This is a genomic window from Dehalococcoidia bacterium, from assembly GCA_028711995.1.
Lineage (GTDB): Bacteria > Chloroflexota > Dehalococcoidia > SZUA-161 > SpSt-899 > JAQTRE01.
In genome coordinates this window covers 1-12,850 of record JAQTRE010000082.1, presented here as the reverse complement: position 1 = coordinate 12,850, position 12,850 = coordinate 1, and the positions used below count along the sequence as shown (strand labels likewise).

Below are 12,850 nucleotides of genomic sequence, written 5' to 3'. Positions count from 1 at the left end.
CATCCGAGGCCAGCACCAGAATTCCCTCATGACTATCGGAAATTCCGAGCTCCTTCTCAGAGCAGACCATCCCTTCCGATTGCACGCCACGGATTTTGGCGGGCTTGAGTTCCATATACTTCCCGGAGTGGCCGTCAAAGAGCTTGGCTCCCACTCCGGCAAAGGCGATCCTCTGCCCGATGGCAATATTGGGCGCGCCACAGACCACAGTGATTGGCTCCTGCCCCAGGGTGACAGCAGCCAGACGCAGTTTATCCGCATTGGGATGCGGCCCGATCCCGGTGATCTCCCCCACGAACACATTCTGCCAGTTAGCGCCAATGGTCTTGATATCGGCCGCGGAAAGGCCAATCATGGTCAGCTTCTCCGCCAGCTCCTCCGGCGGCATCCGGATATCCACATAATCTTTGAGCCATTTGAGCGAAACTTTCATTTTTCAACCTCGATGAAATTTGTCATCAACTCTTTTATTATAAATCAGCCCATTCCCGTTCTGTGACTTCTCTTCCGATGATCTCTTCCACCTCGCGGAGGAGCATCCGGAGTTGAGGGGTTGAGTATTCCGGGTTTGATGGCACCGTCAGTCGGTGTTTGGAAAAGACCATAAATCGATGGCGCGAACCTTGAAAGGGCCCGCCAAACCCCAATTTGCGGAGCTTGCGAATAAATACGCGCTGTTTACACGGCCCCCACGGACTCACATCTTGGCTCCTTATTCAGATCAATGCCATCGATCACCGGCAGGGGATGGCCCAACTTGAGACCGAGCAATATCCAATCCTCCAGAGTGGAGCGCAATTCATCCTCGCAATCGCGCAGGGTTGGCCGGAACGCTATTACTCCCTTGCACAGCGGAATGCGGCCGCTAAAGAAGCCATCCTCCAGCTTGTCATAGACGGCACCTGCCATGACCTTGTCCACATAGTCCGTCAAGATGAACTTTGGGGTCACAACGCCACCTCCGCAATCAAATTTGGCCGTTCCCTGAATACTGAATCCCGACGCTTCATCACATACTGCCCGCAGTTGCTTCCAATGCGATTCTCCTCCACCTCTCCGATGCTCAGGATGACCTCATATCCGGCGGCGCGCAGGTTTTCAATCACCTCATAGCCGCGGTCCGAGGCATACGCGTCGATATAGGACACTAGGCCATTTTCGGAAGCCCTTTGGGTGGGATTGACAGGGGTGACTTTCAGGATGAACTTTCCCGGAGAGAAATGCTTCAAAAGAACTGCCGCGTTCACAGGCATGCCTTCGGCAAGGGCGAAGTTCAGGGTGATCTTTTGATCGCCGTCCCGGTGAAACCTAGAGCCGTATTCGGCGATTTGAGAAAACCCCCATTTCTTGACGGGGACGAGCCAGTCGCGCAGTTTCTCATCGGTGGTATGGATGGAGAATTGAAGCTGAAACCGGCCCCCGGTATAGTTGCGGCATTTGAGCTCCAGAAGCCGCTCAAAAAACCCTTCTGTCCCCGTGGGCGCAATCGTGGATATCGAGGGCACAAAGCCCGGAATGTAATAACGATCCTGGATTTGGTCGAGCACGTCAATCACCGCCGGATTGAGCGCCGGTTCCCCCATCCGGGCGAACTGAATTTTGAACTTCTCAGATGAAATGATGCCATCGGGATATCTGCTGCGGATGAGGTAGTCGATCTGCTCAAAAATATGCTCCGCTGACAGCTTTCCGCTGTAACTACCGCCGGCATCGCACATCAGGCATTGCACCGGACAACCGAAGAGAACGGAGACGATCAGCACCCACTTCTGATCCCTCGTCAGCGGCGGCTGGGTCGATTCCACGCACTCCACCAGCCTGCCCTCTCCCATATCGAGGATATGGACAGTGGCAACATCCTCTCTTTGCGGAGCGTTCACGATTCGCATGATCCGGTCTCCTGCAGTCTCTGGTAAATCCTCATTGCCGCCTGCATTCCATCTCCCACAGCAATGGAAGTCTGCCGAAAGATGCCATTTTTCACATCCCCCACAAAGTAAAGCAGACCGCGCTTCTCCAGATCGGGGACTCGCTCTTTGAGGCCCGGAGCCAGATAGTCGGTCTGAGCGGTTCTGCCAATAGCAAATATAACATAATCAGCTTGAAGTTCACACTCCCCGGCCTGATTAGCGTAGCTGACAATGACTCCTTCTGCCGTGCGCTTGACCGCCCTGACTCTGGAGTCCTCCCTATAGACAATACTGGAAATCTGTTGAACCCTCTCCTGGAGAAGAGGCAGACATTTCGGGCCCTGATTCCTGTTCAGAATCAACACCTCGTTTTTCCGGCCAAGATTCAGAGCGTAGTCGAAGGCTGCATCTCCCGCACCGATGATGACGATTCTTCTGCCTGCAACATTGGCGATCGGCCTGATTTCACTAAAAGCCCTCTCCGGCGCATCGCAGGGAAAGTCGATTTCCTTTGGCTTGGTGCCGGAAGCGATCACCACGATTCGGGAACGAAGCACCTGTTTGCGAGTCTGGATAAGAAAAGCGTCCTCGTAGTCGAGGCGAAGCACTTCTTCAAAGCAGACTCTCACTCCGATCCCCTTCAGTTGAGCTTCAAAAAGCCCGGCCAGATCGATCCCGGCAATTCCCTCAGGGAATCCGGGGTAGTTCTCCACCCGATGAGCATTGAGCAGCAGCCCGCCGATTCGATCTTTCTCCAGCAAAAGCGGTTCAATCCCATAGCGCTTGAGTTGGATGGCAGCGGCGATTCCTCCCGGCCCCGCCCCGATGACTACAACGTCTTGCATATTCATAAGAGTGAACTGTATTCCGTTCGCCCTGGCAATGTTGAAGGGCTGTCTTGATAATCCGTTATGATTCGACGCAGCTCATCATGAACGGATTGTTCAGCTTCTTGTGCTGATATTAGCAAAACCAGCAACGATCTCCTCAATCAAAACCGGCACGGCAAAGCCATGTGCCAGATTCAAGAGCGCCGCCCGATGAAAAGCTTCGTTTTGAGTGGCCGTTCCATCGACGGCAAAGAAGACCTCAAATCCCCTCATGAACGCCGAACGGGCAGTGGTCTCGCAGCAGAGATGCGTCATCACTCCGCAAATAATTACCTGGTTGATATTCTGTCCGTGAAGTATCTCTCCCAATTGAGTCTGGTAAAACGCATCGTATCGGCTCTTTTCGATCACCGTCCCCTTGGAGACGTCGAACCGGGGGCTGATTTCGCTCAGGGGATCTTCCGGCCGAATTAGATCGCCATGCCACCATGAAGACATCATCCCGGCATTGACGTCGGTGTTCAAATGGCGGGTGAAAAAGATCGGTGAGCCCGCGTGAGAAAAACAGTCGATCACCCTCAAGATGCCAGGGATGATGGCCGCCGAGGCAGAGAGATATGCCCCGGAAGACTCATCCACAAAATACCGCTGCATATCGATCACCAGCAGGGCGGAGCGTTTCGGGTCAAGCGTTTGGTTGTGCCTGGCTCTGCATCCCTGCAAATCCGCCAGCATCATGCGAGCTTTCCGGTGTAGATTCGCTGGGGTGAAATAGGCTTCGTTGCTCATCGCGCTTCTGTGTGTCCGGTCAACCCGATAATGGAAGTCATGTCATTCTGAGCAAAGCGAACAATCTCTTGGCCGATACATATCTCTTAAGATTCTTCGCTCCGCCTTGCTCCATTCAGAATGACACTTGCCTCACTCCACCTGCTCAATCGCCCGGATCATCCGAATGGCATCACGTAACGGCTGGGGTTCATGGGTTCGGATATAGCTCACGCCATGAAGATAACCCCATATCTCGGTGGCTAGTGTCCCGATTCCCCTTTCCTGAACCGACCGATCCAGCACCCTTCCGATAAATGACTTGCGCGAAGTGGAGAGGTAGATAGGATGCCCGAATTCCTTGAGCAACTCGATATGCCGCAGGACCATCAGGCTGGGCTCCGGGTTGCCTCCCAGGAATAACCCCATGCCCGGATCGATGATGATTTTGTCGGCGGCGATTCCGGCTTGGTGCAGGACTTCGAGCCGCTGACGGAAGAAATCGATGATCTCGGCCAGGACGGTCTGGTGATCGCGCTGTGCTCGTTCAGCGTGAGGATCAAGATTTCGGGCGAACATGATCACCACCGGGATGTTGGCCTTCCGAACTGCTTCAATTGCTGCCGGGTCTCGCAGGCCAGTGATATCGTTGATCATGTCTACCCCAAGGGAGATGACTTGTTCCATCACCTCCGGCTTGTAGGTATCGATGGAAATTCGGACACCGTGTTTTTTGAGGGTCTTGATCACCGGCGCAAGTCGCCCGATTTCTTCTTCGGCCGAAACTTTTGCGCCGTCGGGATTACTGGACTCCGCCCCGATATCCACCATATCCGCCCCTTCAGCGATCAGGCTCAGCCCTTTTTGGATTGCGGCTTCCGTATCCAGATATCGATGGCCGTCGGAGAAGGAGTCAGGAGTGATGTTCAGAATGCCGACAATCTTAAGTGGTTCCGGAGAGATGGTCACTCTCTTCCACCGACCTCAGAATTGTTCCAGAAAGCGAAGGTTATTGGCGTAAAAATGCCGGATATCGTCGATGCCGTATTTGAGCATCGGAACGCGCTCAAGTCCCATGCCGAAGGCAAAGCCGGTGTAGATATCGGGGTCATAGTTTACCCGCCGCAAAACATCGGGGTGGACCATTCCAGCGCCCAAGATTTCGATCCATCCCTCGCCGCTGCAAACCCGACACCCTTTACCCTTACAGATAAAGCAGTCGATAGCCATCTCGACGCCGGGTTCGACAAAAGGAAAGTAATCGCATCGGAACCGGACCTTCCGGTCAAGCCCGAAAAGCTGGCGGGCGAATTCGTAAAGCGTGCCCTTGAGATCAGCCATGGTGATGCCCTTATCTACCGCCAAACCTTCCAGTTGATGGAACATCGATTCATGCCGCGCGTCGGTAGCCTCATAGCGGTAAACCTTCCCGGGCATGACCACTCGGATAGGCGGTTGATGCTTCTCCATGAACCTGATCTGCATCGGCGACGTGTGAGTGCGCAGAAGAAAGGGCCTTTCGCCCTTCTCGTTCTGGTAGTCCATCCACAGGGTATCCCACATGTCTCGCGCCGGATGATCTTTGGGGATGTTCAAAGCTTCAAAATTATACTGGTCCGTCTCCACCTCCGGGCCCTCCACAACCTCGAAACCCATCGCAGTGAAGACGGCGCAAGCCTCTCGGAGTATCTGTGTAGTAGGATGAAGGCGACCGAGCCGGACAGGATAGCCGGGGAGAGTGACATCGATGCGCGATTCTTCGAGGCGCTTCTTCAACTCCTCCTTCTTGAGGACCTCTTCCTTCTGAGCCAGTTTTTCTTCCAGAAGCGCCTTAAGCTGGTTGGCTTTAGCCCCCGCTTCCTTCCTCTGTTCTATCGCCAGAGCGGAAAGACCTCGAAGCACCTGAGTCAGTTCTCCCTTCCGACCCATGTAGGTGACCCGCCATCCCTCCATGCCCTTCAGATCACTGATCTTCCCCAGATCATCCAGTGATCGGGATTTGAGTTCTTCCAGCGCTTTGATCATGGCTTTCTCCGTTTGGTTGTATTATAGTCAGGCTTGCCGGAAGGGTCAACTTCAGGACCTCAACCCGAATCCTGATTCCCGAAACTCCCGCCTGCCCATGAAAAAAGCCCCCTTGCGGGGGCTTTTTATCGTCTCGGTAAGGAAGCTGCTACTTCGCCCCTTTGGCCACTTCCACCAGCTTTGTAAACGCCGCAGAATCTCTCACCGCCAGGTCAGCCAGCATCTTCCTATCGATGGACACGCCTGCTTCAGTTAAACCGTGCATGAACCGATTGTAAGGCATGCCATTCTCTCTGGCCGCAGCATTAATGCGCATAATCCAGAGACCACGCATATCTCTCTTAAGCTCTCGGCGGTGGCGATAAGAGTAGCTCAGCGAATGGAGCATCGACTCATGCGCCCTTCGATAGAGCGTGCTGTTTGATGCCCTGTGTCCCTTGGTAAGTTGCAGCACCTTTTTGTGGCGCTGCCGAGTGGTTGTTCCGCCCTTAACTCGTGGCATGATGTCTCCTTATCTTAGCCCCTTGGGGAAAACGCTTTTCATTCTCTTGACATCGACGTGGTCTACTTCCAAGCTCTGCGAATAGACTCGCAGGGTTCGTTTGCTTTTGTTACGCCTCAGATGGCTCTTGCCAATCTTGGTACGCATAATTTTGCCCGTTCCCGTGACGCGGAAACGGTGCTGCAGCGACTTACGGGTTTTCAGTTTCGGCATTCTTTTCCCCTTTTGGTTCCACTTTTGCTTGCTTTCCCGATGACAAAATCACCGTCATACTCCGTCCTTCCATACCCAATGCTCTTTCCACCTTGGCTGAATCCCCCAAGGTTTCCAGTACACCATCCAGGATCTCTTTACCTAGATTCGGATGGGCGATCTCCCGACCACGGAATATGACCAGGACCTTAACCTTATTTCCTTCTTCAAGAAGTTTTTTGATTGCTCTGACTTTGAATTCGATATCATGCTGCCCGATTTTGGGGCGCATCCTGATTTCTCTAAGCCCACCTGTTGACCTCTGAGCCTTGCTGGCCTGGCGTTCCTTTTTGGCCTGAGCATACCTGAACTTGCCAAAATCCAGCAACCGACAGACCGGCGGATCGGAGCCCGGAGCCACTTCCACTAAATCGAGACTTCTCTCATCCGCTAACCTCCGGGCATCCACTAATGGCATCACTCCCAGCTGTTCTCCCTCTTCACCAATCACCCTCACGTCCCTGGCCCGGATCCACTGGTTAATGCGATATTGCTTGGTTGGTTGAGCTGCGGTATATTTCTTGACTATTCTTCCCCCTTTTCAACCTGAATGAGCCAAATCAGCATGTAGTCAACTTTATAGCATAATCCTTTGAATATGTCAAAGCTCTCGCTTAGATATTATAGCAGCCTTCACGCGATCTTTGAATGCCTCCAGCGATTGAGATTTAAGATTCTCTCCATTTCGCAGCCGGACACTGATCGTCGATTCCTGAACCTCAGCATCACCGATAATGACCATATAGGGTATTTTGGCTTGCTGGGCATCCTTGATCTTGAGATTCATTCGCTCTTTGCGGTCATCGACTTCCACGCGTAAACCCTCTTTCCTCAATTCACCGGCAACTTTCTGAACATAGTCCAGATGACGATCGGCAATCGGTATGATCTGCACCTGCACCGGAGCAAGCCAGACCGGAAAAGCCCCGGCATAGTGCTCAGTGAGAACTCCGAAGAATCGCTCCAGGCTCCCCATCAAAGCGCGATGGACCATATAGGGGCGATGCTCTTTGCCATCCACGCCGATGTAAGTCATATCGAAGCGCTCCGGCAGGTTGAAATCGAACTGGATAGTCGAGCATTGCCACGATCTTCCCAACGCATCCTTGATTTTGACATCGATCTTGGGACCGTAGAAAACGGCCTCTCCTTCCCGCCGGACGTAATCGAAGTTCCGCGCTTTCAGCGCCCGAACCAGCGATCCCTCGGCCTGATCCCACATCGCATCACTGCCTCCGTACTTCCCTAGATTCTGAGGGTCCCGCACGCTCAGCTCCACCTTGAAGTCCTCAAACCCAAACGATCTGAGCAAATTAGTACAGAAGTCCAGCGCCCGAAGAATCTCGTCCTCAATCTGCTCCGGCATACAAAAGATATGCGCGTCATCCTGAGTGAAGCCGCGCACCCGCATGAGTCCATGAAGCGTACCGCTGCGCTCATAACGATAAACCGTACCCAGCTCCGCCCAACGCAGCGGCAATTCCCGGTAGGAACGCAGCCGGGATTTATAAATCTTGATATGAAACGGGCAATTCATCGGCTTGATAAAGTAATCCTGCCCATCGATATCCATGGGCGAATACATGCTGTCCTTGTAGAAACCAAGATGCCCGGAAGTTTCCCACAAATGTGAGCGCCCAATATGCGGGGTGAAAATGATGTCATAGCCGCCCTCATAGTGCAGTTTGCGCCAGTAATCCTCGATCAACACTCGAATGCGACCGCCTTTAGGGTGCCAGTAAGCCAGACCGGGCCCGGACTCCTCGTGAAAGCTGATCAGGTCCAGCTGCTTGATCAGCTTGCGGTGATCGCGCTTTTCGACCTCTTCCAGCCAGGCAAGATGTTTTTGCAACTCTTCTGCCGTCTCCCACGCTGTGCCATAGATTCGCTGCAGCATCGATCTGCGCTCATCGCCACGCCAGTAAGCACCAGCGATGCTCAGCAGCTTGAAAGCCCCAATTTGACCTGTGGATACTACATGAGGGCCGCGGCAGAGGTCGGTGAAATCCCCCTGCCGATAGAGGGTGACCGTCTCTTCCTCCAGACCGTCAATCAACTCGATCTTGTAGGGCTGCGACTGGAATATCGAGCGCGCCGCTTCCTTGCCCATCTCCTCTTTGAGGAAGGGAACATCGGCAGCAATAGACTGGCGCATCTTCTCCTCAATGCTACTGAGGTCTTCGGGAGTTAGCGGTTTAGCTACATCAAAATCATAATAAAAGCCATCGTCGGTCGCCGGCCCGATGCCGAACTTCACTCCGGGAAATATTGACTGAACCGCCTGTGCCATCACGTGAGCCGCCGAATGGCGCAGCATTGCCAGGCGCTCCGCTTTCTCCTCATGTTCCATCTTGTTTATCCTTCAATCCGTACTGAGTTCAAAGATGCCTGACACCGCCGTGTCCCAGGGTAACCGCAGTCTCCCCGGCAGTCTCTGGGTTCACAAATACATAGTATACACTACTTTGGCTTTCGAATCATCCGGCAGTCTCCTCGCGTGATGGTTCTGAGGAGCAAAAACAGTTGTGAGTCCGGCTTGTTACTAGGTAATAAGCACATAAGCAACATCTGATCGAGTGAGACAGGAAAAGCCGGGAGTTGATACCACTTGACCAGACCTTCGACGGAATAAGGCTATCCGCAAAGCTGTCACGTGAATAAAAATACCGGGGACTGTCCCGTTCATATCGAGACAGTCCCCGTCGCACAAAAAAGGGGCGACAAGCCAACGCTGCTGGCCCGCGAGTGTCTGGGTGGCACTTTCAGTCCAGCATGTCAGCTATGTCATCAACACGCTATTTGACTGGTACGGCAACCTTCTTGTTGCGATCCCGCCAGTCATCGAATTTAACCACAATGCCCGGCAACAAAACCAGCGAGCTGAGTAAGATCAGTATCATATCGCAAATCGTAATCCATCCGAAAGCGCTCAACTTGGGATAATCGAAAGCGAACCACATCGAGCCAAAGCCTATAGCGACCATCGTTCCCGAAACGATGATGGCCCGCCCGATCCGGCTCATGGCCGTGACCATGGAATCCATGGGCAGTCCACCCTTATCTCGCTCCTCATAGTAGCGCATCAAGATCAGGACAGTGAACTCTACGCCGATTCCCATCACCTGGGCCGGCATTACCGCCATGACGGTGGTTATATGCATACCCCGAGCATACATGATGGCCGTGGACCAGCCCAGAATCAGGATAACAGGCAGGACAGCCACCAAAACTCTCGAAACCTTGAACCTGAAGCATATCAGCAACATGGCGATGATGAACCCCAGCCCGATATAGGTGAACTTGGTACGGCCGTCCTCTATATCCTTAAGCATTTTCGGGTTCTGCAGAGTAGTACCTGTCAATATGACCTCGGTTCCCTCGGGCGGATTGGCAAACACTTTTCTGTTGTCATCATTCATGACCGCTTTATCCTGAGCTTCCGCCGAGACAGCCTTCGTCGAAATGTGCATCTGTGTGCGATCAACGGAGACACTGTTGATCCAATTCCTTTGGTCCATCTTCTTCAGAATAGCATCAGCTGTTGCTGCGTCCTTGGGTAGCGCCCCCATGGTTCGCACAAAAAAGTCCCCTATGCTGGATGCCGAACCCGCAAAATGGCCGGGATTAGTTTTTGCGCCGTAGTTTGCCAGGAGCTCCTTCTCGCGGTCCATCACCCATTGCATGATGCTGGGCTCAAGGACTGACTTACCCTCCGGAACTGTCAGTATCAGATCCGAGGAACTGGTTCCTCCGGACAATTTCAACAACTTCTCCAGGTCCTTCATTGTTGACGAGTCGGCTCTTAGGCCGTCCTTATACCCGACCCCACCCTCAAGTTTGGATTCCTGGAGCCAACCGAAGGCCGATAATCCTACGGCGATAACCAGGAGAATGGCGACATACTTCACCGCTTTGTGAGCAATCCATGACGCTAGTTTATCGATGTTTGTATCTTTCAGCGGTTCCGGCTTGTTGGTGGCATCGTTCTTTCTATCCTTCAGGTAGAGGATGGGGAGCAGTACTCCGACCGAAACCACCAGACACATGACCACGCCTATGATAAGCATTTTGCCAAAGCCCACTACCATAGGTGAATTGGAAAGCAGCACAGAGGCAAAACCGGCAACGGCAACGGCCATGGCGATAACCAGGGCAGGGCCGATGTGAGAAAGAGTGTTCTTTACGCTCTGGGATGCCGATAGCCCTTTTCGCTGTTCCTCATCATAACGATTATGGAACTGGATGCAGTAATCCGCGCCCAACCCGAACAATATGGGATATACTGCCAGGGAAACGGTGGTGGTATCCAAGCCTATGAAGCCCATGACGCCCATAGTAAAGATCACCGCCAGACCGACAACGCCCACGGCTAACCATCGCCAGGCGAAAGAACCCCTGGTTTTGAACAGAAGCGCCACAATGATGAACATGGAGATAATGGCGATCCCCATAATCTTGCTGACGGTTTTCGGAATGTTCTGTATCTGGTAATCCAGCACCATGGGAGAACCGGTGACCGTTATAGTGACATTCTCAAAACCGGCCGCTTCCATGGTATTTTCGGCTTCTTTGATGAGTTCGTGTTTCTGATCGTCGTCAAGCCCTCCCTTCATCGACAATACGATCATGCCGTTTGTCTCATTGAAGAAAACGCCTCTTCCGCTCCCGTTCAGTTTCCCGGTGGCGGGATCGATCACATAGGATTCGTTCGGTGGAAGGACAGCCTGAGGGTCTGCGGCAGCTGCTTTAGCCTTTGCCGCGCTGATAACATACTCAGGTGTCATGACAAACTGCACATTGTCAATCGGCACCTTTTGGCCCTCTGCATTCAATTCATAGAAGGTGTCCTCGAATGTTTTCATCGCCGCCAGATTCTGATCACTTACAATCGCGGCGGTGCTGGCACCTTCCAGGATGATGATAATCTGGTCGCTACTGAAATTTTCATCCAGCCTTATCAAGTCCTTATATTCCTGTGAACTCGTCTTCATGTAGTCTGAATAAGTGTTGGACTTCTCGACTTGCTTGGCTCCCATTAAGGCAACGATCAGTAGAATCGCTGCAAGGATCAATACCAGCTTGGCTCGCTTCTCTATGAAGCCCCAGGTACCTAATAGAACCTTCTCTATCATGTTGAATCCCTTTCCTTTCCGCGCTGAGCAGCGCCGGTGTATTTTTAGATTTGCCTAGATTTACATCTCAGACTGTTTCGTTTACGGTGCAGAATCATGGTCTAAATTGTATCTACTGAGTTTGACTCCTTTCTTCCTGGTGAGGAAACGTTTGATGTCATCTGTTTTATCGCCTCTGTTACGCCACACTGCCATCGAGATAGAACTCTGATCACGAACAAGGCAAACATCCACTCCACCCCATGGCGCCAGCTTCAATTCAATGACTCCAGCGTTCTCCGACGATACGTGTTCAAGCTCAAACAGATGCAATGATTCACGGAGACACTGGAGGCTAGCTGAAGCACATTGAACTGGACCGGCCCTAAATCGTTGTTCCATTTCTTGTCTAAGTTCGGGTTTTGGTTTAAACCGTAGAGTATTTTATGACACTTTTTTAAAAATATCAACATGCACGATATTCATGTACGATATGAGTGCAGTATGAATTAGTCTGTGGCATTACGCATGCCATGCTTCACGCGATTAGTCTGACAGCGGCGAAATTGATTCATCCAAATCACATTCAGCTCATGCCCGTTGAGCCAAGCGCCACACGTGATGAGATTGACAGAGGTACTACAGAAAAGTCGACAATCTTGCCCAAAGGGTGATGGTTATCGTGTAAGATAAACTGGAGGAAAAGGTGGCACAGACAAAAAGACTTTGCAATTCATCAAATGCGATGAGGGTACAAATGCATTAACACGCCCGCCGGTTCAAAGCGATTATTGAAGGATTACAGTGTTCGCAGCAATATTCGGCGGAGCGAGGATCGCGGGCCACGTGGCTGCCGCCAAGGCTGCAGGGCTTTCGCCCATTATCTACTATCGCGCAGGGGAGGCAACCCAAAAGCACGCTTGTAGTTCTTCAAATTCATCATCGTCTCATGCCTCATCACCCCGGGAATTTTTCCCAGTTTATTCTCCAAGAAATCATACACTTCATCCCGGTCTTTGAATACCGCCGCGATGCCCAGTTCGAACATCCCCGTAAGCATCATGACCTGCGTCACATTCGGATAGCCACACAGGGTTTCCACAATTCTATCGATCCTGGACGGATCGACTTTCAGCCGTATCGTTATCCATATTTTATACCCCAGTGCGGAGAGATCCGGCCTACTTACGATTCGGATAATTCCTTTTTCCAGAAGTGATTGCATTCTTTTGCTCACATTTGCCCTGTTTGTTCCCAATTTTTTGGCAAGTTGCGATATGGCTTCCCTGGGGTTCAATTCCAACTCCCCAATCAAAGATTTTTCAAAAGTGGGTATGCACTTTACTCAACCGGCCACAAAATGTAGTATGTAGGCATGGAAGAGTCTGTTCATCCTGTTTCTGGCATTGATTATCCCGGGACATTCCAGGAATTTGACCGATGGTTTACCAG

General features: G+C 52.1%; 13 protein-coding genes. All 13 read right to left on the bottom strand.

Translation table 11 applies throughout. The features are described from left to right. On the bottom strand, positions 1-433 hold a 433-nt coding region (locus tag PHV74_10955), incomplete at its 3' end, for a phenylalanine--tRNA ligase subunit beta (GenBank protein MDD5094879.1). Positions 434-678: 245 nt separating this feature from the next. Further along, positions 679-951 (bottom strand): type II toxin-antitoxin system HicB family antitoxin, encoded by a 273-nt coding sequence (locus PHV74_10950; protein ID MDD5094878.1) that lies wholly within the window; start codon positions 949-951, stop codon positions 679-681. Further along, positions 948-1,889 carry a radical SAM protein gene (locus tag PHV74_10945; GenBank protein MDD5094877.1) on the bottom strand — a complete coding sequence of 314 codons (942 nt, stop codon included), beginning with the start codon at positions 1,887-1,889 and terminating at the stop codon, positions 948-950. The genes PHV74_10950 and PHV74_10945 overlap by 4 nt, the downstream gene beginning before the upstream one ends. Beyond that, positions 1,877-2,761, bottom strand: a complete 885-nt coding sequence (locus PHV74_10940) for an NAD(P)/FAD-dependent oxidoreductase (GenBank protein MDD5094876.1) — start codon at positions 2,759-2,761, stop codon at positions 1,877-1,879. Before PHV74_10940 ends, PHV74_10945 begins: the two co-directional genes overlap by 13 nt. Before the next feature lie 93 nt (positions 2,762-2,854). After that, a complete protein-coding gene (locus PHV74_10935; protein MDD5094875.1) occupies positions 2,855-3,529 on the bottom strand; it encodes an isochorismatase family protein in 675 nt (224 codons plus the stop codon). A gap of 132 nt (positions 3,530-3,661) precedes the next feature. Next, positions 3,662-4,477: a dihydropteroate synthase gene (gene folP / locus PHV74_10930; GenBank protein MDD5094874.1), complete on the bottom strand. Its 816-nt coding sequence runs from the start codon at positions 4,475-4,477 to the stop codon at positions 3,662-3,664. A gap of 15 nt (positions 4,478-4,492) precedes the next feature. Then, positions 4,493-5,533 (bottom strand): phenylalanine--tRNA ligase subunit alpha, encoded by a 1,041-nt coding sequence (gene pheS, locus PHV74_10925; GenBank protein ID MDD5094873.1) that lies wholly within the window; start codon positions 5,531-5,533, stop codon positions 4,493-4,495. 148 nt (positions 5,534-5,681) lie between these two features. Next, positions 5,682-6,035 (bottom strand): 50S ribosomal protein L20, encoded by a 354-nt coding sequence (gene rplT, locus PHV74_10920; protein ID MDD5094872.1) that lies wholly within the window; start codon positions 6,033-6,035, stop codon positions 5,682-5,684. 9 nt (positions 6,036-6,044) lie between these two features. After that, positions 6,045-6,248 carry a 50S ribosomal protein L35 gene (gene rpmI / locus PHV74_10915; GenBank protein ID MDD5094871.1) on the bottom strand — a complete coding sequence of 68 codons (204 nt, stop codon included), beginning with the start codon at positions 6,246-6,248 and terminating at the stop codon, positions 6,045-6,047. After that, positions 6,226-6,771, bottom strand: coding sequence for a translation initiation factor IF-3 (gene infC / locus PHV74_10910; GenBank protein ID MDD5094870.1), 546 nt, complete (start codon positions 6,769-6,771; stop codon positions 6,226-6,228). Before infC ends, rpmI begins: the two co-directional genes overlap by 23 nt. Before the next feature lie 117 nt (positions 6,772-6,888). Further along, positions 6,889-8,637 carry a threonine--tRNA ligase gene (gene thrS / locus PHV74_10905; protein MDD5094869.1) on the bottom strand — a complete coding sequence of 583 codons (1,749 nt, stop codon included), beginning with the start codon at positions 8,635-8,637 and terminating at the stop codon, positions 6,889-6,891. A 445-nt stretch (positions 8,638-9,082) separates the two neighbouring features. Then, entirely contained in the window at positions 9,083-11,419 is a 2,337-nt protein-coding gene (locus PHV74_10900; protein MDD5094868.1) for an MMPL family transporter, read from the bottom strand. Positions 11,420-12,278: 859 nt separating this feature from the next. Next, positions 12,279-12,713, bottom strand: coding sequence for an Lrp/AsnC family transcriptional regulator (locus PHV74_10895; GenBank protein ID MDD5094867.1), 435 nt, complete (start codon positions 12,711-12,713; stop codon positions 12,279-12,281). Between the last annotated feature and the right edge of the window lie 137 nt (positions 12,714-12,850).